General features: G+C 74.0%; 11 protein-coding genes. 8 read left to right on the forward strand and 3 right to left on the reverse strand.

Going from position 1 to position 20709, the window contains the following annotated elements; translation table 11 throughout:
• Window positions 1-22: 22 nt before the first annotated feature.
• Entirely contained in the window at window positions 23-1804 is a 1782-nt protein-coding gene (locus AB0Q99_RS19730; RefSeq protein WP_363573472.1) for an FAD-dependent oxidoreductase, read from the forward strand.
• On the forward strand, window positions 1801-2724 hold the full coding sequence (locus tag AB0Q99_RS19735) for a formyl transferase (protein ID WP_363573474.1): 924 nt from the start codon (window positions 1801-1803) through the stop codon (window positions 2722-2724). Before AB0Q99_RS19730 ends, AB0Q99_RS19735 begins: the two co-directional genes overlap by 4 nt.
• A 66-nt stretch (window positions 2725-2790) precedes the next feature.
• Here the strand turns inward: AB0Q99_RS19735 and AB0Q99_RS19740 are convergent, their stop codons facing one another.
• The 3 genes from AB0Q99_RS19740 to AB0Q99_RS19750 are packed head-to-tail and all read right to left on the reverse strand — an operon-like array spanning window position 2791 to window position 6944.
• Window positions 2791-3945 (reverse strand): glycine amidinotransferase, encoded by a 1155-nt coding sequence (locus AB0Q99_RS19740; RefSeq protein WP_363573476.1) that lies wholly within the window; start codon window positions 3943-3945, stop codon window positions 2791-2793.
• Entirely contained in the window at window positions 3936-5618 is a 1683-nt protein-coding gene (locus AB0Q99_RS19745; protein WP_363573478.1) for a non-ribosomal peptide synthetase, read from the reverse strand. Before AB0Q99_RS19745 ends, AB0Q99_RS19740 begins: the two co-directional genes overlap by 10 nt.
• Window positions 5619-5630: 12 nt before the next feature.
• Window positions 5631-6944, reverse strand: coding sequence for a peptide ligase PGM1-related protein (locus AB0Q99_RS19750; RefSeq protein WP_363573480.1), 1314 nt, complete (start codon window positions 6942-6944; stop codon window positions 5631-5633).
• Between the two features lie 196 nt (window positions 6945-7140).
• Between AB0Q99_RS19750 and AB0Q99_RS19755 the strand changes: the two genes are divergently transcribed.
• The 6 genes from AB0Q99_RS19755 to AB0Q99_RS19780 all read left to right on the forward strand — a co-directional run bounded on the left by AB0Q99_RS19755 (window position 7141) and on the right by AB0Q99_RS19780 (window position 20699).
• Entirely contained in the window at window positions 7141-8292 is a 1152-nt protein-coding gene (locus AB0Q99_RS19755; protein WP_363573482.1) for a GNAT family N-acetyltransferase, read from the forward strand.
• Window positions 8293-8371: 79 nt separating this feature from the next.
• Window positions 8372-9181, forward strand: a complete 810-nt coding sequence (locus AB0Q99_RS19760; protein ID WP_363573484.1) for a class I SAM-dependent methyltransferase — start codon at window positions 8372-8374, stop codon at window positions 9179-9181.
• Window positions 9182-9464: 283 nt separating this feature from the next.
• Window positions 9465-11213 carry an ABC transporter ATP-binding protein gene (locus tag AB0Q99_RS19765; RefSeq protein ID WP_363573486.1) on the forward strand — a complete coding sequence of 583 codons (1749 nt, stop codon included), beginning with the start codon at window positions 9465-9467 and terminating at the stop codon, window positions 11211-11213.
• A complete protein-coding gene (locus AB0Q99_RS19770) occupies window positions 11210-12997 on the forward strand; it encodes an ABC transporter ATP-binding protein (protein WP_363573488.1) in 1788 nt (595 codons plus the stop codon). Before AB0Q99_RS19765 ends, AB0Q99_RS19770 begins: the two co-directional genes overlap by 4 nt.
• A 196-nt stretch (window positions 12998-13193) precedes the next feature.
• On the forward strand, window positions 13194-13403 hold the full coding sequence (locus tag AB0Q99_RS19775) for an acyl carrier protein (protein ID WP_363573552.1): 210 nt from the start codon (window positions 13194-13196) through the stop codon (window positions 13401-13403).
• 96 nt (window positions 13404-13499) lie between these two features.
• Entirely contained in the window at window positions 13500-20699 is a 7200-nt protein-coding gene (locus tag AB0Q99_RS19780) for an amino acid adenylation domain-containing protein (protein WP_363573490.1), read from the forward strand.
• Window positions 20700-20709 lie beyond the last annotated feature (10 nt).

Below are 20709 nucleotides of genomic sequence, written 5' to 3' on the forward strand. Positions count from 1 at the left end.
CGATCGATCGTAGGGAACCACCATGCCCATAGTCGTAACCGGCCCGGTCGACCGCGAGGTGCGCGACCTGGTCGAGGACGGGACGCACCCGTGGGACCGCCCGGGCTTCGTCACCGACGCCCGGCGCGCCGTCGTCGTGGCCGACGACCGCGCGGGTCCGGCCGGGGAACCCGCCCCCGCCGGCCGCAGCCTGGTGACGGTGCGGGCGTTCGAGGCGACCGCGCTCCCGGTCGGGCCGGCGGACGCCCCGCCGCCGCTCGTCGAGGTCATCGGCTCGCCGGCCCAGGCGTTCCTGACGGCGCTGCGGCACGCCGAGCGGCACTGCCGCCCGGACGGCGGGCAGGTGGCGCTGCCGGAATCCCCCGGCCGGGACGTCGTGCTGGTCGGCGCCGGGGTGGTCAATCTGCTGACCGCCTGGCAGCTGGTCCGCGCGGGCCACCGGCTCCGGATCCTGGACGCGCGACCCGACCCGAGGTCGGCGCTGCACTGGACGGTGTACGGCTGCAGCCGCGCCGGCGGCGACGCCCGGATGTTCACCCTGACCGAGGCCGACGACTACCACGCCAGGAGCGCCGCCGACCGGCCCTTCGTCAACGGGGTGTTCCGCCGCTCCCTCGACGCCCGCGGCTGGAACGTGAAGGCGACGCCGTTCACGGCCGCGGAAGAACACTGGATAGCGGAATTCGAGGCCGTCCCGGGCTGGTTGGCCCAGATCTACCACGACGACATCATCTCGTTCAACCAGGAGAGCCACACCCTCTGGCATGTGCTCCGGCAGGAATGCCCCGGTCTTTTCCGGGACGTCGGGTATGCGCCGGGAATCCTCCGGCTCTACACGGACGAGGCGCAGCTGGAACAGTCGCTGCGGCGCCACGCGGCGCTCGGCGCCGTGCGCCGCGTCCTCGACCCCGAGGAGCTCCGCCGCCGCCACCCCGGACTCGCCGGCGCGACCGACGACCTGGCCGGCGGCCTCGAAGTGCCCGGGTTCACGGTCAACGTGCACGCCTTCATGGCCCGGCTGATCTCCTGGCTGGAGCGGGCCGGGGCGGTGTTCCGCTGGTCCACCCCCGTCGAGGGGCTGGACCGGGCCGACGACGGCCGGCTGCACGGCCTGCGCCTGCCCGGCGAGTCGCTGACGGCCGACAGCTTCGTGCTCTCCCCGGGGGCCTACGGCCGGGACCTGCTGGCCGGCACCCGGTCCGCCGGCCGGATCCACGGCGTGCTCGGGGTCTGGATGGAACTGCCCGATCTGGCACCGGAGTTGCGGCAATCGCTGAAGATCGCCCGGCGGGGCCACCCGACCGAGGACGCCAACGTGACCCTGGCGACCGACGCGCACGGCCGCCCGGTCCTGGTCGTCGGCTCCGGCTACGGATACACCGGTGAGGACCCCGCCGACATCGATCCCGCCGCGCTGGAGGGGATGTTCACCGCGGTCGAGGACACCTGCCGGCAGTTCTTCCCGAAGGCGTACGCCCTGGCCCGCGCGGACGGCTCGCTGCGCCGCGGCCGTCGGGTCTGCGTGCGCCCCTGGACCTCCGCCAACCTCGGCGTCTTCGAGACGATGCCGACCACCGCCGACGGGGTCGGTGTCATCACCGGTGGCCACAACACGGGCGGCTTCGCCCAGGCACCGAGCGTGGCACAGGCCGTCGTCGCCGCCCTGAAGGGACGCCCGCACCCCATGCACGAGCTCTACCACCCGCAGCGCCTGGACCGGTTCCTCCGGCCCGCCCGGTACCGTCCGGCCGCGGAGCCCTGGCGGCCGCCCGTCGCCCTCCCCGGTGGCCAGGTGCTGCGATGAGGCTGGAGCGGCGCAACGGCAACGAGTGGCACCCGGTCCAGGGCGGCACCCCGGGTGCCCCGGGCACCGATGACCTCCCGGCGGAGCGGCTGCGGGTGGCCGTCCTGTGCTCGGACGACCCGCACCACCGCTACCTGGTCGCCCGGGCCGCCCGGGACCTGAACCTGGTCGGGGTCGTGGTCGAACCGGGCGCCGAGCAGCAGCGCCGGCTCCGGGCGCGGCGGGCCCGGACGGACGCCGTCGCCCGGGCGTACCAGGTCCGCCGCCAGCGGTGGACCGGCCGGTCGGCGTACCGGCGCCGGTACTTCGCCGCGCTGACGCCCCCGGTGAGTCCCGCGCCGGAGCTGGTCCGGCACGTCGACTGGATCAACTCCCCGGCGGCCGTGGAGTTCCTCGAAGGACTCCGGCCGGATGTGACGATCGTCTGTGGGACGACCTACCTCAAGCGCCCGGTCATCGAGGCCGGCGGCCTGATGATCAACATCCACGGTGGCCACCTCCCGGAGTACAAGGGCAACCACTGCGTCTTCTTCGCCTTCCTGCGCAAGGACTACCAGCGCATCGGCGCCAGCCTGCACCTGGTCACCTCCCGGCTGGACGGCGGCGAACTGGTCGAGGTGGTCCGGCCCGAGATCCTCCCGCAGGACAACGACGAACACCTCTACGACCGTTCGGTGCACCTGGCGATCGACCGCCTGGTGGAGATCCTCACCGTCTTCGAGGCCGGCGACACCGTGCTGCGAACCGTCCCGCAGGAGGACACCGGGGAGACCTTCCGGCACCGCAGCCGCAAGCCGCACCTGGACCTGTGGGCCTGGCTGCGGATCCGGCTGGGGCTGGAGCGGGTGCCGCACATCCCGCGCGAGCAGCAGCCGCCGGACTGCCTGGTGCCGCGCGGCGCGGTGCGCCGGGACTGTTAGCCGGGCAGGGCGCGAACGTTCAGGGGCGGTCCCATGACGGGGCCGCCCCTGAACGCTGTCCGCGGTTCAGCCGAGGTAGTCCTCCAGCACCGAGCCGCGGCGGACGGTGTCCAGGGTGAAGCAGTGCAGACCGCCGCCGAACAGCCGGCGGTGCCGGTGGCGGACCGGGACGGCGGTGAAGCCGTGCCGCTCCAGGGTCCGCATCAGCTCCGGGCATGCCTCGTTCACCAGGACCGTCTCCGGGTCGACCGAGAGCACGTTGAGGTCGATGTACGGGCTGGTGAGCACCAGATCGTCGTCGTCGTAGGTGGGGAAGGCGTTGATCTCCGGCTCCGGCGCGAAGATCATGTCCCACTTGCGCAGCGGCTCGGGCAGCATCTCGGCGACCCGCGGCGTGCGCACCAGGAGCAGGCCGGGGCGCAGGGCGAGCACCATGCTGTCGATGTGGTTGTCCGTCATCGAGACCCGGTGGATCCGGAACCGGCCCTCCAGGTGGCGTTCGAGCCAGTCGACGCCCAGCGCGTGGTTCTTCGTCGAGACGTTGATCATCAGGTCCTTGCCCAGGCGCAGGCACTGGGCACCGTCGATCATCATCTCGAAGCCCGTGTCGTACGGCGAGGCCGCGGGCTGCTTGATGAACTCGGCCGGTCCGCCGGGCGAGCGCTCGGCGTAGGACGGGTCGAAGGAGGCGTCCGTCATGATCGGCCGGGGCATCACCGTCCACCGGGCGCCCTGCTCGAAGTAGCCCTGGAACACCTTCTTCAGCAGCTGCGTCTCGAAGTACCGGGACCGGACCTGCGGCGGGGTCTCGATGATCTCGTCGCCCAGGATCAGGGTGTTGTCCCGGATGTTCAGCGGCGGCAGCACGGCGGCCGGCCAGGCCAGGGTCTCCACCTGGGAGACCTCGGCCAGCGGCATCGGCCGGTGCACCGTGACCGAGAGGGACTCCAGGGTCCGCGCGATGCCCTCGACGTCCTCGTTCAGCTCCTCCACGTACCGCTTCTTGATGGGCGACTGCACGCCCGCCTCCGGGCGTCCGCCGGCGCCGGGCGGGGAGATCACCGGGTAGTACTGCCGGTCGTAGAAGGACTTCTGCTCGGAGAGCTGGTCGTAGAAGAACAGCTTGAAGGAGAGTTCGGCCTCGTGCGTGGTGTAGTTCTCGGCGGACCCGACGATGACCTCCTGGAGGGGAGACCAACCGTCGTAGCTGTTCAGGCGCATGGGCCTGCCTCCTTCTTCGGTGGTTGTTCGGTTGCCCGGGCGGAATCGGGCCCGGTGGTGGTAGCGGTCGTGGTGGCAGTGGTGGCAGTGGTGGCTTTGGCGGGGGAGGGGGGCGCGGCGGCGAGCAGCCGGGTCAGGGTCCGCAGGGTGGGCGCGGCGAGGAAGGCCGGCACCGAGAGGGCCACGCCGTACTCGGCCCGGACCCGCTGCAGCAACTGCATGACGCGGGCCGAGTCGCCGCCGTGGGCGAAGAACTGGTCCGCGAGCGTGGCGCTGTCGCGGCCGAGCACCTCGCACCAGAGCGCGGCGGCCCGCCGCTCCTGCGTGGTGCTCGGCAGGCCGTCGGCCGGCTCCGTCGCCTCCGCCGCCGACGGGGTGGGCAGCCGGGAGCGGTCGAGCCGGCCGGCCGGATCCAGCGGCAGCCTCGGCAGGACGACGATCCGGTGCGGCACCGCGTACTCGGGCAGCGCCCCGCGCAGGTAGCGCAGCAACTCCTCCGGGGCGGCGGCCTGCACACCGGGCGAGGTGGTGTACCCGATCAGGCGGTGGCCGGGCGGTGCCGTCGGGTCGGCCAGGACGGCCGCGTGCCGGACGGTCGGGTGGGCCCGCAGCAGCACTTCGGCCTCGGCCGGCTCGGGCCGGTGCCGCGGCGCCGGTTCGACGAACAGCTCGGCCGCCGGGAAGTACCGTGCCAGGTCGGCGGTTTCGCCATCACCGAGGGGCGCGCCCGCGGTTCCGCCGTCGTCGGCGAGCACCACGGCCCGTAACCCCGGCGCGGGTCCGCCGGCCGCCAGCTGGACCAGGAACAGCCGCAGCAGGTCGGGCGTGCAGTGCAGGACGGTGGCCCGCTGCCGGGCGAGGTCCGCCAGCAGGGTGGCCGGCGGTGCCGCGTACGGATTGACGAGGTGCAGGCTCGCGCCGCTGAGCAGGGCGCCGAACAGCTCGGGCGCCGAGTCGTCCAGGGCGTGCCGGGCGACCAGCGGCACCCGGTCGTCGGGGGTGAGGGCCAGGCGTCCGGCGAACCGGAACGCGTGCGCGAGCAGCTCCCGGTCGGTCAGCGACGTCCCGTCCGGCCGGACGCAGGCGGGTGCCCCGGCGGCGTTCCGCGCTGCGGCGGTGTCCCGTACCCCGGACGCGTCCCGGGCTGCGATCGGTGGGTCGGCCGGTTCGTCCCCGGCGGTCGCCACGCGCAGCACCGGCCGTCCCTCGGCGGCGCGTTCGGCCGCCCGGGCGTGCGCGGCGTCGGTCAGGATCAACGCCGGGCCGGTGGCGGCGAGCGCGGCGCCCGAGCGCGCCGTGGGCTGCTGCGGGTCGAGCGGCAGGTAGGCGGCGCCGGTCTTCAGCACCGCCAGGAGGGCGGCGACCGCCGCGCGGTCGTGGCCGCACCAGAGCGCGACCGGGGCGTCGGGGCCGGCGGTGGGCCGGATCCGGGCGGCCAGGGCGTCCGAGGCGAGGTCCAGCTCGCGGTAGGTCCAGCTGCCGGAGGGGTCGTGGACCGCGAGCCGGTCGCCGAACCGGGCGACGGCCGCGCGGAAGCAGTTGATCAGCGTCGCGGGCGGTTCGTCCGGTACCGCCGGTGCGTCCGGTCGGTCCGGTGCGGGCGTCCCGTCCGGCGCGGGCGGTGCGGTGGTCGGCGGTCGGTCGCCGGGGTGTTCGGTCTGGTTCCGCGTCATGCTGCGCTCCTGTCAGGCGGGGATGAACAGCTCGCCGAGCCTCTCGTTGACCTCCCAGGCGACGTCGAGGTCGGCCGCCACCGTGCAGTAGGTCGCGCCGTGCCGCTCGCGGTTGTAGCCGCTGACCACGATCACGCCGGTCCGGGCGGCCGGGTCGTAGGCCAGCCCCGCGCCGGCGATGGCGTCGCGCATCGCCTCGAAGGAGGGGGTGGCCCAGCCGCGCGGCCAGACGTTGGTGAGCAGCACCCGGTCCTCGGTGTAGCCGGGGCCCACCACGACCTCCCCGAGGACGTCGTAGGCGTGCGTCGAGCTGGTGATCCGGCCGTTCCACTCGGTGAAGAGCACCCGGCGGTCCGGGGTGATGATCGCGTCCGCGCTCAGCCGGCCCCGGTAGCCCATCGCGTGCAGCGGCGCGCACACCTTCCGTCCACCGGCGATCAGTGCGGCCTGCAGTTCGGCGTCGAGCTCGGGCGGCGTCACCTCGGCCAAGTAGCGCGGGGCGTGCATCAGTTCGCCGATCCCGCCGAAGACGACCTCCTCGTCCTCGATGGAGAACTCGGCGTAGTAGGCGCGGCTGTCGCCGAAGTACCGTTCCACGACGAGCAGATGGGCGCCGTTGTCGGTCAGCCAGGGCCAGTTCTCCGTCAGGTAGCGGCGCACCGCCGCTCGGTCGGTCAGGTGCACCGTCCGCCGCGCGCCGACCGGCCGCAGGCCGTCGACCGGGCTGAGCACCTCGTTGCCCCCGCCGCCGGCACCGTACTCCAGCTTCACCATCACGCTGTGGCCCCGCTCGATCAGCCGGGTGACGGCCTCCTCGGCGGCCAGGAGGTCCGCGCACACCGCGCCCTCGGGCAGTGGAGCCCCCGCGCCCGCGGCCGCCGCGCGGAAGACCGCCTTGCTGGTCACCACGGCGCCGCCGCCCTGGTCGACGAACGCGTACCCGGGAAGGGCCGAGCGGGCCTGCAACCGGTCGGCCAGCACCGCCACCGAGGTGTGCGGCCACATCGCGAACACCTCGTCCACCGGCCGCCCGTCGAGTGCGGCCAGCACCTCGGCGGCCAGCCGCGGATCGGTGATCTGCTCCCCGGTGAGCATTCCGGCGGCGGACGAGGATCGCTTCGGCGGAACCACGACGGTGAGCGTTTCCCGGTCGACTCCGGTGTGCGCCGTCACGTATCGCAGGAATGCCTCCTCCGGAGCTTCCGGAAGGACCAGGACGTCATGGTTCCGGGCGAACCAGACGAAGTGGTTGACCCACCAGATGGCGCCGTCGGCGTGCCTTCCCAGATTTTCGTCCCAGTCGTTGCCTATGAGAACCCTTGCCATCTCAGCCCTCCCTGGAAACCATGGCGGATGAATGCCCGTCAGTTCGATTCCCGCCCCCGTCGGATGATGTCACAGAAGGTCCGGCGTGCAAGCGCGTGCACATTTCGGCGCCGCAGGGGTTCGGTGCGCATTCCGCGGGCGATTCCGCCGCCGCCGACCGGTCGGATCCGGCAATTCACGAAGGGATTTCGTCACGATGCAGGTACGGGTGCACGACACGCTCGCGGCGGTGCCGGCCGAGGACTGGGCGACGGTGGCCGCCGGGGCCGGACTGTACGCCTCCCACCCGTGGCTGACCCTGGTCGAGCAGGAGACCCCGGGCCGGTGCCGCTACCTGCTGGCCCACGACGACGCCGGGCCGGCCGGTGCGCTGCCGGTCTACCTGACGGCCGACGAACCCAACCCGTACTACGACCCGGGATCGGTCTTCCGCGCGGCCGCCCCGGGCCGGGACGGCCGGTACTGCCTGGCCGGCAGCCGCAGCGGCTACCGCAACGGCGTCCTGCTGGCCGACCGGCTCACCGAGGCCGAGGGCCGCGCCACCGTCGCCGCGCTGCTCGACCGGCTGGCCGCCCTCGCCGGGGAGCAGGGACAGCGACACGCCTACCTGCTCTACCTCGACGAGCGGGGCCTGCGCCAGGTCGGCAGGTACGCCGGGGACGTCGAGCCGGTGCTCAGCTACAGCGGCGACGCCTGGCTGCCCGCCCCCGGCAGCGGCTTCGAGGACTACCTCGCCGCCCTCACCGCCACCCGGCGCAAGACCACCCGCAAGGAGCTCCGGCGCTTCGCCGAGCAGGGCCTCGACACGGTCCGGCTCGACCCGGCCGAACGGCCCGACCTGATCGCGCGGTTCGCCCGGCTGGGCAACGAGAAGTACGGGATCGAGGAGGACGAGGCCGAGCTGCGCGACCGCTTCGAGCGGCAGTGCGCGGCCCTCGACGGCCACGGCGTGCTGTTCGTCTGCCGACGCGGTCCGGTGGCCGTGGGGATGGCGCTGGCCTACCGCTGGGGGGAGTGGCTCCACCTGCGGGCCTCCGGGTTCGACCACGACGCCGTGGCCGGGGCCTACCCCTACTTCAACGTGGTGATCTACGAGCCGCTCCGGTACTGCTACGAGGCCGGCCTGCGCGGCCTCCACCTGGGCTCGGGATCCCACGACGCCAAGGCCGCGCGCGGCGCCCGGATCGGCCCGCTCGCCTCGGTGGCGCTGCCCGCCGCGGGCGCGGCCCGCACCGATCCGGCCGCGCCGACCGCGCGGACCGGCGTACGGCGGTACTGGGAGCAGCAGTTCGCCACCCAGCCGCACCTGCTGGACCGGGACCTGTGGCGGCCGTGGCTCGGCGGCTGAGGCCGGGCGGTCGATCCGCCGGGGACGAAGGGAGCGAACGGACATGACGGAAGGGCCAGGCATGGAGGAGGGGACGCGCATGGAGAGGACACACGTGGAGAAGACGCAGGTGGAGAAGGCGCAGGCGGAGGAAGGGACGCCCGCGGAGGGACCGCTCGGCTGGGACGCCGACCAGGCCGCCCGGTACGACGTGGAACACGCCCGGATCGACACCCCGCTGACCGTCGCCTACCTCGCCGAACTGGCGGGCGGCGGGGACGTGCTGGAGTTCGGCGTCGGCACCGGCCGGCTGGCCGTCCCGCTGGCCGGGAAGGCCCGCAGCGTGCTGGGCGTCGACAGTTCGGCCGAGATGCTGGCGGCGGCCGCCGCCAGGACGGCGCTGCCGGACAACCTGACACTGGTCCGCGGCGACGCGCAGGACTGGACCACCGACCGGCGCTTCGACCTGGTGCTCTGCGTCTACAACCTGCTGCTGCACTTCACCACCCAGGAGGACCAGCTCGCGGTGGTCCGCAACGCCGCCGCCCACCTGGCGCCCGGCGGCAGCCTGGTCGTCGAGAACCTCCACCCGCCGCTGCGGGCCCTGGAGGACGGCGAACGGATCAGCACCCTGCGGCTGGCCGGCACCGGCATGGCGATCAGCACCCAGCGGTTCGACTGGAAGTCGCTGCTGCTGGACCAGAGCGTGCTCTACGTGGACGAGGGCGGGCACCGGGTCCGGGAGTTCGCCCAGCGGATGCTGCTGCCGTCCGAACAGGACCTGATGGCCCGGCTGGCCGGGCTGCGGCTGGTCAAGCGGATCGCCAACTGGCGCGGTGGCTCCTGGCGCGCCGACTCCAGCGGCCCGGCCTCCAGCAACGTCATCTCCGTCTACCGCCGGGCCGATTGACCCGGAACCGGCGGGACCGTCCCGGGGCGGCGTCGTTCAACCGCGAAGGTCTGACAGTTGAACGCGCGCCGTCAGGGCCCGCCCGGAGTCGCGGGACGCGGGGTGCCGCCCCCGCGGGGCCTCGGACCTCGGGCCACTGGGCAGTGACCTCGGACCTCGGACCCTCGGACGGCGGATCTTGGACGATGGACAAAGCGCGTGCGGCCCACGGTTAATTGCCCCTGCAGACGAACCGAGATGGAGGCGCACGTGTGGGGCAGGCTTCACCTGGCAGGGCTGAGCGGTGCGTGACTTCTTCGACCGGGAACCCGGGACGCCCGACCTGCGCGGCCCGTGGCGGTACCTGCTGTGGATGGCCGTCCGGCACCGGCGGGTCCTGCTGCTGGACTGTCTCGGCAACATCCTGTGGGCGGCCGGGCTCGGGCTGACGCCCGCCGTGATCGGGCAGGCCATCAACCAGGGCCTGGTCGCCAAGGACCAGTCCGCGCTGGTCGGTTGGGGCCTGGCCGTGCTCGGGGCCGGGGTGGTCTCCGCGCTGTCCGCGGTGTCCGTGGAACGCCTGGAGACCCGGCTGCGGGTCGAACCCGCCTACGAGACCATGCGGTTCGTCACCGGAAAGGCCTGCGAGCTGGGCGCCACGGTCGGCCGCAAGGTCTCGGCCGGGGACCTCGTCACCGTCGGGGTCTCCGACATCAGCCTGATCGGCCAGACCCTGGAGGTCGGCGCCCGCGGCGTGGGAGGGGTGGTCGGCTTCGTCGCCGTCGCGGTGTTCATGCTGGTCGCCTCCTGGCAGGTCGGCCTGCTGGTGCTGATCGCGGTGCCGGTGATGCTCGTGGTCACCACCCGGCTCGCCCGGGTGCTGCGCGAACGGCAGGGCCTGCTCCGCACCCGCCAGCGCGAACTCACCGACCAGGCCGTCGACATCGTGCGCGGACTGCGCGTGCTGCGCGGGATCGGCGGCGAGGAGCTGTTCGCCGCCCGCTACCGGGAGGGCTCGCAGCGCCTGCGGGCCACCGCGCTCCGGCAGGGCCGCGCCTCGGCGGTGCTCGGCGCCACCAGGACCTTCCTGCCGAGCCTGCTGCTGGCCGGCGTGGTGGCGCTGGCCGGCGAACTCGTCCTGAACCAGCGGCTCAGCGCCGGACAGATGGTGGCCTTCTACGGCTACGCCACCTACCTGGTGATCCCCACCAACCAGATCACCTTCGCCGTCTCCAAGGCCATGCAGGGCCACGTCGCCGCCGAGAACGTCGTCCGGCTGCTCCGGACGGCGCCGGACCTCGACCCCGGCCCGGACCTCGCCCCCGGTTCGGACGCCGATCCGGACGCCGGCGCCGTGCCCGGCCGCGGCCCGCTCGCCGACCCCGACTCCGGACTGCGGGTGCCCGCCGAGGGACTGACCGCCGTGGTCGGCTCCGCCGCCGACGCGGTCACCCTGGCCGACCGGCTCGGCCGGCACACCGACTCCGGCACCACCTACGCCGGCCACAGGCTGACCGAGCTGCCGTTGGCCCGGGTCCGCGAGCGGATCCTGGTCACCACCGCCCAGGACCACCTGTTCGCCGGGCCGCTGCGCCGCGAACTCGACCCGACGGGCCGACTGTCGGACACCGACTCCGACGACCGGCTCTGGGCGGCCGTCGACGCGGCCGCCGCCCGGGACATCGTCGAGGCCCTGCCGGACCGGCTCGGCACCGAGATCGCCGCCGGGGGACGGGAGTTCTCCGGCGGCCAGCAACAGCGCCTGCGACTGGCCCGTGCCCTGATGGCCGACCCGGAGGTGCTGATCCTGATCGACCCGACCAACGCCGTCGACGCGCATACGGAGAACCGGATGGCCGAGGGGATCGCACGACTGCGCCGAGGCAAGGCCACCGTCGTGTTCACCACCAGCACCCTGCTGCTCCACCAGGCCGACCACGTCGCCCTGGTCGTGGACGGCAGCGTCGCGGCCGAGGGCTCGCACCAGGCACTGATGGCCGACCCGCGCTACCGCGAGCTGGTCGAGCGCCGGACGGAGGCGGAGGCGGCATGAGTGACCTGCCCATCGCCACCCCGCGCGAGCTCGCCGCGTACGCGCGCCGCGCCGTCCGCACCCACCGCGGCGAGTTCGCCCTGGTGGTGGTCCTCCAGGCGTGCGCCGCCGTCGCCGGACTGTTCGCCCCCTGGCTGCTCGGCACGCTGGTCGCCGACGTCACCCACGGCCACGACACCGTGCTGCGCATGGTCCTGCTGATCCTCGGGTGCCTGGCCGCACAGGCCGCACTGGTCCGGCTCGCCGAGTACGCGGCGGCCAGGCTCGGTGAGAAGGTCCTGGCCGACCTGCGCGAGGACTTCGTCGCCGACCTGCTCGGCCTGCCGCCGGAGACCGTCGAGGACACCGACGCCGGTGACCTGATCACCCGTACCACCCGCGACATCGACCAGCTCTCCGGCGCGATCCGCTCCGCGATCCCGGCCACCATGACCTCGGTCGGCATCGTCTGCTTCACCCTCGGCGCCCTGCTGCTGATCAGCCCGCTCCTGCTGCTGCCCTGCCTGCTCTCGGTGCCGGTCCTGTACGGCGCCGCCCGCTGGTACCTGCGCCGCGCCCACGAGGGCTACCTGCGCCAGGCGGCCACCTACTCCCGGCTGACGGAGAGCCTGGCCGAGACCGTCGAGGGCGCCCGCACCGTCGAATCGCTGCGGCTGACCGCCCGCCGGATGGCGGAGGTCGACGAGTCCATCGCCACCTCCTACGCCGCCGAGCGCTACACCCTGCGGCTGCGCAACGTCTTCCTCCCGCTCTGCGACACCAGCTATGCCCTGCCGGTGGCCGCCATGCTGATCTTCGGAGGCACGCTGTACCTGCACGGCGCGGTCTCGCTCGCCGCCGTCACGGCCGGCACCCTGTACGCCTCCCAACTGCTGAATCCGCTCGACCAGTTGATGTTCTGGCTGGATTCGCTGCAGTCGGCCGCCGCCGCGCTGGCGCGGCTGCTGGGGATGGCCCGCTTCCGGCAGCCCGCCCCGGCCGCCGTCACCACGGGCACCGCGCCCGGGGCCGGCGGTGCCGCCCGGGGCAGCGAGGTGCGGGACATCGATGGCCGGGATGTCGCGGTGCGGGACATCGAGGTCCGGGACCTCCGCTACGCCTACCAGCCGGGACACGACGTTCTGTGCGGGATAGATCTGACGATCCGTCAGGGCGAATGGCTGGCCGTGGTCGGCCCGTCCGGCGCCGGCAAGTCGACGCTGGCCAAGCTGCTGGCGGGGATCTACACCCCGCACGGCGGCGGCATCACCGTGGGCGGCCGGGAGGTCGCGGGCCTCGCCCCCACCGAGCGGCGCGGCACGGTCGCCCTGGTGACCCAGGAGCACCACGTCTTCCGGGGCAGCCTGCGCGACAACCTGACCATCGCCCGCCCGGACGCCGGTGACCAGGAGATCGCCGACGCCCTGCGCGCCGTCGACGCCTGGGAGTGGGCCGAGGAACTGGGTGTGGACGGCGCGGTCGGCCCCGGCGGGCAGGCGCTGGACCCGGCGAAGGTGCAGCAACTCGCCCTCGCCCGCCTCCTCCTCGCCGACCCGGACATCCTCATCCTGGACGAGGCGACCTCGCTGCTGAACCCGCGGGCCGCCCGGCACCTGGAACGCTCGCTGGCCGCCGTGACCACCGGCCGGACGGTGATCGCGGTGGTGCACCGGCTGCACACCGCCCAGGACGCCGACCGGATCGCGGTGCTCGACGACGGCCGGGTCACCGAGTTCGGCACGCACGAGGAATTGCTCGCCAAGAACGGCGCCTACGCGGGCCTCTGGCACGCCTGGCAGGGATAGCGGCACGGCTGCCCGAATCGCGCGCGCCGTCCGAATTGCGTACCGCTCCACTTGTGTACCACTCGAAGGCGCGTCATCCGAATTGCGTGCCGCGAATAGCGTTCTGCCCGAGAACGTCGTCAGGGAGGGGGTGATTTTCCCAGTGAGCCAGCGGATACTGGAGGACGTGCGGGCCGCCTGGTGCGATGTTTTCGGGGTGGCCCCGGACGAGCCCGAACGCGATTTCTTCGACTGCGGCGGCAATTCCCTTCTGGCGATCCGGCTGCAGCGCGCACTTCTGGTACGGACCGGGGCGGCGCTCACCGTCGCGGAACTCCTGCGGCACCGGACGATCGGTGCGCAGGCCGCGTACATCGGCAGCGCCGCGCCCGGCCCGCGACCCGACGCGCCGGGTCGGGCCGATTGACCGGGCGAGCCCTTCGCATCGCTCCGGGTGGAATCGGGCCACCTCGAATCGCGCCACATCGAATCGGATCAGGTTGAATCGGATCAGGGGGAACAGATGCCGAACGACGTCCTGCTGCCGGCCTCCTTCGCTCAGCAACGGCTCTGGTTCCTGGACCAGTTGGCCCCGGGAGGCACCGAGTACCTGATCCCCTCGGTGCTGCGGTTGACCGGGGAGCTGGATGTGGCGGCGCTGTCCGCCGCGTTCGCCGACCTGGTCGCCCGGCACGAGGCGCTGCGGACCGTCTTCGGGGAGCGGGACGGCCGGCCCGGCCAGCTCGTGCTCGATCCCGACCCGGACGTCCTGCGGGTGGTCGACGCGCCGGCCGGCCCGGGCGAGGCCGTGGCGACGGCGACGGCCCCGATGGACCTGCGGCACGGTCCGCTCTTCCGTGCCGTGCTGTTCCGGCAGGGCCCGGCCGAGCACCTGCTCGCGCTGACCTTCCACCACATCGTCTCCGACGGCTGGTCGGTCGGCATCGTGGTCGACGAGCTGAGCCGGCTGTACGCCGCGCACCGCGCGGGCGGCAAGGCCGACCTGCCGGAACCGCCCATCCAGTACCCGGACTTCGCGATCTGGCAGCGGGACTCCCTGGACGGGCCGGTGCTGGCGGAACAACTCGCCCACTGGACCGGCCGACTGGACGGACTGACCCCGCTGGAGCTGCCCGCCGACCGGCCCCGGCCCGCGGTCAGGTCGCCGCGCGGCGCCACGCTCTCCTTCCACGTCCCCGCCGAACTGGCCGAACGGCTCAAGGGGGTCTTCCGGGCCCACCGGGTCACCCCGTTCATGGGTCTGCTGGCGGCCTTCCAGGTGCTGCTGGCCCGGTACACCGGTCAGCACGACATCGCGGTGGGGACACCGGTGGCCGGCCGCAACCGGGCCGAGACCGAGGGACTGGTCGGCTTCTTCGTCAACACCCTGGTCCTGCGGGCGGACCTCGGCGAGGACCCGTCCTTCGCCGCACTGCTGGCGCAGGTCCGGGAGACGGCGCTGGCCGCCTACGACCACCAGGACCTCCCGTTCGAGCGGCTGGTCGAGCACCTCGCCCCCGAGCGCGACCTCGCCCGGACCCCGCTGTTCCAGACCATGTTCAACCTGCAGGACCCCCAGGCCACCGGCCACGCCTGGGACCTGCCCGGGATCACGGTCGGCGCCGAACCGCTGGGCGTGGACGTCGCCAAGTTCGACCTGTCGATGGAACTCGCCGAGACCGCGGCCGGATTCACCGGGATCCTGGAGTACGCCACCGACCTGTTCGACCGGACCACCGTCGAACGGATGGCGGACCACTACCTGACCCTGCTGGCCGGCGCGGCGGCCGACCCGGACGGCGCCGTCTCCCGGCTGCCGCTGCTCACCGCCCCCGAGGAACACCGGCTGCTCACCGACCGGAACCGGACCGCGGTGGCCTACCCGGACACCCCGGTGCACGAACTGGTGGCACGCCAGGCGGCCCGGACGCCGGAGCGGACCGCCGTGGTCTGCGGCGAGCACGCGCTGACCTACCGGGAGCTGGAGGAGCGGGCCGACCGCCTCGCGCTCCGGCTGGCCCGGGCGGGCGTCGGGCCGGAGACCCTGGTCGGCCTCTGCCTGGACCGCGGCCCCGACCTGGTCGCGGCGCTGCTGGGCGTGCTCAAGGCCGGTGGCGCCTACGTGCCGCTGGACCCGGCCCACCCGCGCGAGCGGCTGCAGCTCCTGCTGGCCGACATCGCCGCCCCGGTCGTGCTCACCCAGCGGCACCTGGCCGAGCGGATCCCCGCCCGGGACGGGCAGGTGGTGCTCTGCCTCGACGGCGACGGCGACGACCCGGCCTACGACACCACCGGCCCGGCCGCCGACACCGCCGTCCCGCCGCGCCGGGCCGCGCCCGAGGATCTGGCCTACGTCATCTACACCTCGGGCTCCACCGGCACGCCCAAGGGCGTCCAGACCGGGCACGGCAACCTGGTCAACGGCCTGCTCGCGATGCAGGAGATCCTGCGGCTGGGCCCGGAGGACCGGCTGCTGGCGGTCGCCCCGTACACCTTCGACCCGTCCAGCGTCGACCTGCTGCTGCCCCTGGTGCGCGGCGCGCAGGTCCACCTCGCGACCCGCGCGGACACCACCGAGCCCGCCCGGCTCGCCGCGCTGATCGCCGCCCGGGGCATCACCGTCCTGCAGGCCACCCCGCCGCTGTGGCGGCTGGTGGTCGAGGAACTCCCCGACCTCCCCGAGCTCTCCGAGCGCCTGCACGTCCTGCTCGGCGGCGAGGCGCTCGACCCCCGGCTCGCGGCCGTCACCCGCCCCAAGGTCCGCCGGCTCACCCAGCTGTACGGGCCGACCGAGACGACCATCTGGGCGCTGGCCGCCGACGTCGCCCCCGACCGCGCGTCGGACCCGGTGATCCCGATCGGCACCCCGCTCGCCAACACCCGCGCGTACGTGCTGGACCGGCACCTGAACCCGGTACCGGTCGGGGTGCCCGGCGAGCTGTACATCGCCGGGGCCGGGCTGGCCCGCGGCTTCCTCAACCGCCCGGGGACGACGGCGGAGCGGTTCGTGGCCTGCCCGTACGGCGCCCCGGGCGAGCGGATGTACCGCACCGGCGACCTGGCCCGCCGCCGGGCGGACGGGGACCTGGAGTTCCTCGGCCGCTCCGACAACCAGGTCAAGATCCGCGGCTTCCGGATCGAGCCCGCCGAGGTCGAGGCGGTCCTGCGCGCCAGCGGGCTGGTCGGCGACGCGGTCGTGATCGCGCGCGAGGACGCACCGGGGGACCGGCGGCTGGTGGCGTACGTGACGCCCGCCGAACCCGGCGCCGGGGTCGACCTGCCCGCGCTGCGGCGACGGGCGGGCCGGCAGCTGCCGGACCACCTGCTCCCGGCGTACACGGTGGTGATCGACGCCGTACCGCTGACGGTGAACGGGAAGGTGGACCGCCGGGCGCTGCCCGCCCCGGACGGATCGCGGCCGGAGACCGGCCGGAGGTACGTGACCCCGGCCGGACCGGTCCAGCACTCGATCGCCCGGGTCTGGGAGCAGGTCCTGGGCGTCGAGCGGGTCGGCGCCGAGGACAACTTCTTCGAGCTCGGCGGCCACTCCCTGCTGGCCACCCGGGTGATCTCCCAGCTGCGCCGGGAGTTCGGCGACGCCCTCGGCGTGCAGAGCGTCTTCGCCGCGCCGACGGTGGCCGGACTGGCGGAGCTGGTGACCGCGGCCGGCGCCGCGGGTACGTCGGGCGCGTCGGGCCCGGACACGGACCCGGCGCCGGGCCTGCCGCCGATCCGCCCGGTGCCGCGGAACGGACCGCTGCGCGCCTCCTTCGCGCAGGAGCGGCTCTGGCTGCTGGACCAACTCGCCCCGGACAGCGCCGAGTACGTCGTCCTGCGGATGCTGCGGCTCACCGGCGAACTGGACCCGGACGCGCTGGAGCGGGCGCTCGCCGAACTCGTCGCCCGGCACGAGGTGCTGCGCACCCGCTTCGAGGCCGAGGACGGCGTCCCCGTCCAGGTGATCGAGCGGTCCGCCGCCCCCGCACTGCCGTTGACCGACCTGAGCGGGCTGCCCGCCGAACGGGCCGAGGCCGAGGTGTCGGCCCTCGTGGCCGCCGAGAGCGCCAGGCCGTTCGACCTGGGCACCGCCCCGCTGCTGCGCGCGCGGCTGCTGCGGGTACGAGCCGACGAGCACGTCCTGGTGCTCGCGGTGCACCACATCGCCGTCGACGCCTGGGCGATGGGCCTGCTCAACCGGGAACTCGCCGCCCTCTACGCGGCGTTCCGCCGGGGCCTGCCGTCCCCCCTGGCGACGCCGACGATCCAGTACGCCGACTTCGCGGTGTGCCAGCGGGACTGGCTGCGCGGTGCGGTCCTCGAAGGCCAACTGGACTACTGGCGGAGGCGGTTGAGCGGTCTCGCGGCGCTGGAGCTGCCCACCGACCGGCCGCGCCCGGCGGTGCGCTCCGGCTCCGGCGCGAGCCACGGGTTCACGCTGGAAGCGGAGTTGACCGCCGCGCTGCACGGACTCTCGCGCCGTGCGGGCGCCACCCTGTTCATGACCCTGCTCGCCGCCTTCCAGGCGCTGCTCTCCGCTTACAGCGGCCAGGACGACATCGCCGTGGGCACCCCGATCGCCAACCGCAACCGGGCCGACACCGAAGGGCTCGTCGGGTTCTTCGTCAACACCCTGGTGCTCCGCGCCGACCTCGCGGGGAACCCCTCCTTCACCGGACTGCTCGCCCAGGTCCGGGACACCGCGCTCGGCGCCTACGCGCACCAGGACCTGCCCTTCGAACGCCTGGTGGAGGAGCTGCGTCCGGAGCGCGACCCGGGCCGAAACCCGCTGTTCCAGGTGCTGTTCACCTTCCAGAACACCCCGCGGACGCCGTTCACGCTCGACGGGGTCACGGTGGCGCCGGAGGAGTGGGAGCAGCAGGTCGCGAAGTTCGACCTGACGCTCTCGGTGCACGAGAGCGACGGCCGGCTGGACTGCGCGATCGAGTACAGCACCGACCTCTTCGAACCCGGCACCGTGGCACGGATGGCCGGCCACTTCGGCACCCTGCTGGCCCGGGTCGCGGCCGATCCGGACCGCCCGCTCGCCGACCTGTCCGTCCTCACCGGGCCCGAGCGGCGGCAACTGCTGGAGGAGTGGACCGACACCGCCGCGCCCTACCCGGACGACCGGTGCGTGCACCAGCTGTTCGAGGACCAGGCCGCCCGCACGCCCGACGCCGTCGCACTGGTCGCGGGCGGCGCCGAGCCGCCGTCCGAGCAGTCGACCCACCAGGAGCTGACGTACGACGGGCTCAACCGGCGCGCCAACCGGCTCGCGCACCACCTCAAGGGGCTCGGGGCCGGCCCGGACACCCTGGTCGGCGTCTGCCTGGAGCGCGGTCCCGCGCTGGCCGTCGCCCTGCTCGGAATCCTCAAGTCCGGTGCCGCCTACGTGCCCCTGGACCCGGTGCACCCCCGCGAGCGGCTGGCCGCGCTGGTGGCCGACAGCGGGGCGGCGCTGCTCGTCACCCGCACGGAACTCCGCGACCGGCTCGGCCTCGACACCCCGGCGGTCTGCCTGGACCGGGACGCCTCCGTCCTCGCCGCCCGCCCGGACCGGAACCCGGAACCGTCGGCCGGGCCCGGCGACCTCGCGTACGTGGTCCACACCTCGGGCTCCACCGGCACCCCCAAGGGCGTCGCCGTCGAGCACCGGGGCGTGACCGCCTACCTGTCCTTCGTGACCTCCCGCTACGGCATCACCCCCGGCACCCGGGTCCTGCAACTGGCGTCCATCGGCTTCGACGCCTCGGTGCGGGACCTGCTCGGTCCGCTCAGCTGCGGCGCCACGGCCGTCCTCGCCCCGCACGACGGCCCGTTCGACCCGGCCGCGATCGCCGAGTGCGTCGAGCGCCACCGGGTGGAGGTGCTGCTCAGCGCCGTCCCGTCCCAGCTCCGGGCGCTCCTCGCGGTGCCCGGGGCGGAACACGCCCTGGCCCGGGTGCGGCTGACGGTGGCGAGCGGCGAGAGCCTGCGGCTCATCGGGCGGCACGGGCGCCGCGTGCTGCCCGGCGCCCTGGTGAACCAGTACGGCCCCACCGAGTGCACCATGACCAGCACCTACTGGCCCGCCGCCGAGGACTGGGCGGAGCGCGCCGAGGACGTCATCGGCCGGCCGATCGCCAACAAGCGGGTCCACCTGCTGGACCGGCACCTGAACCCGGTGCCGGTCGGGATCCCCGGCGAGGTGTACATCGCGGGCGTCGGCCTGGCCCGCGGCTACTGGAAGCGCGCCGCCCTGACCGCGGAGCGGTTCGTGGCCTGCCCGTACGGCGCCCCGGGCGAGCGGATGTACCGCACCGGCGACCTCGCCCGGTGGCGGACCGACGGGGACCTGGAGTTCCTCGGCCGCTCCGACGACCAGGTGAAGATCCGCGGCGTCCGGGTCGAACCGGGCGAGGTGGAGGCCGTGCTGCGCGCCGCCGGGCCGGTCGGCGACGTGGTGGTGCTGGCCCGCGAGGACGAGCCGGGGGAGCGGCGGCTGGTGGCCTACGTGACGCCCGCCGAACCCGGCGGCCCGGTCGACCCGGCCGCGCTGCGCCGACGGGCCGGGCAGCGGCTGCCGGACCACCTGCTGCCCGCCGTGGTGGTGATCGACGCGCTGCCGCTGACGGTGAACGGGAAGGTGGACCGGCGCGCGCTGCCGGCCCCGGGCGGGTCGCGGCCGGACACCGGCCGGGCGTACGTGGCGCCGGCCGGGCCGGTGCAGCGGACCCTGGCCCGGGTCTGGGAGCAGGTCCTGGGGGTGGCGCGGGTCGGCGCCGAGGACAACTTCTACGAACTCGGCGGCGACTCCGTCCTCAGCATCCGGGTCGTGCACCGGGCGGGCCGACTGGGCATCCACCTCACGCCCCGGATGATGGTCCGGCACCAGAGCATCGCCCGGATCACCGAGCACCTCGGGCGGGACGGCCTCGACGGTGCCGTCGGGACGGCCGGGCGCGGCACCGTCACCCCGTTGAACGAGAGCACCTCCGCGCACACCGCCTTCTGCTTCCCGGTGATCGCGGGCAACGTCACCGGCTACGTCCCGCTGGCCCGCGCACTGAGCGCCGACGCCCGGCTGCTCGGCGTCGAGCTGTCCTGGTGGGACCGGCCGGACGCGGCGGAATGGAGGATCCCGACCATGGCCCGCAGTTGCTGCGAGGCGATCCTCGACAGTCGCCCCGAGGGGCCCCACCTGCTGATCGGCTGGTCCTTCGGCGGAGTCCTGGCACTGGAGACGGCCCGGCTGCTCCACGCGGCCGGGCACGCGGTGCGGGTCGTCGCCCTGGACGGCATCCTGCCCACGGCGCAGTACCGGGAGGGCGTGCGCGGGAACATCGCGACGATCGACGGGCTGCTCGCCCGGCTCGCGGAGGGGCACGCCCCGGCCGCGCTGCCGGAGGACGTGACGGCGGGGCTGACGCAGCTGAACATCCCGCCGGAGCTGCACGAGATCGCCGGTGACGACCTGGTGCGGCACCTGACCGTGATGCGGGGCATCGGCACCGCCGTCCTGGAGTACGAGCCCGCACCGGTGGAGTTCCCCGTCACCCTGTACGAGGCGCGGCACCGCCGACTGCCGGACTGGATCCGGAGCACGATCCGGGAGACCTGGCAGCCGTACGTGCCGGACCTGGAGGTGCTCGGGACGCCGGGCGACCACTACTCGTTCCTGCGCTACCCGATCGTGCGCTCGCTCGCGGACGGCCTCCGGGAGACCGTCCGCGAGCACGGCTGACGCGGGCGTC

Source organism: Kitasatospora sp. NPDC086791, assembly GCF_040685975.1.
Lineage (GTDB): Bacteria > Actinomycetota > Actinomycetes > Streptomycetales > Streptomycetaceae > Kitasatospora.

Bases quoted from the DNA above. Each gene is read 5' to 3' on its own strand.
- AB0Q99_RS19780 (WP_363573490.1), top strand. From the start codon at position 13,500: ATGCCGAACGACGTCCTGCTGCCGGCCTCCTTCGCTCAGCAACGGCTC.
- AB0Q99_RS19735 (WP_363573474.1), top strand. From the start codon at position 1,801: ATGAGGCTGGAGCGGCGCAACGGCAACGAGTGGCACCCGGTCCAGGGC.
- AB0Q99_RS19740 (WP_363573476.1), bottom strand. From the start codon at position 3,945: ATGCGCCTGAACAGCTACGACGGTTGGTCTCCCCTCCAGGAGGTCATC.
- AB0Q99_RS19760 (WP_363573484.1), top strand. From the start codon at position 8,372: ATGGAGAGGACACACGTGGAGAAGACGCAGGTGGAGAAGGCGCAGGCG.
- AB0Q99_RS19770 (WP_363573488.1), top strand. From the start codon at position 11,210: ATGAGTGACCTGCCCATCGCCACCCCGCGCGAGCTCGCCGCGTACGCG.
- AB0Q99_RS19745 (WP_363573478.1), bottom strand. From the start codon at position 5,618: ATGACGCGGAACCAGACCGAACACCCCGGCGACCGACCGCCGACCACC.
- AB0Q99_RS19750 (WP_363573480.1), bottom strand. From the start codon at position 6,944: ATGGCAAGGGTTCTCATAGGCAACGACTGGGACGAAAATCTGGGAAGG.
- AB0Q99_RS19730 (WP_363573472.1), top strand. From the start codon at position 23: ATGCCCATAGTCGTAACCGGCCCGGTCGACCGCGAGGTGCGCGACCTG.
- AB0Q99_RS19755 (WP_363573482.1), top strand. From the start codon at position 7,141: ATGCAGGTACGGGTGCACGACACGCTCGCGGCGGTGCCGGCCGAGGAC.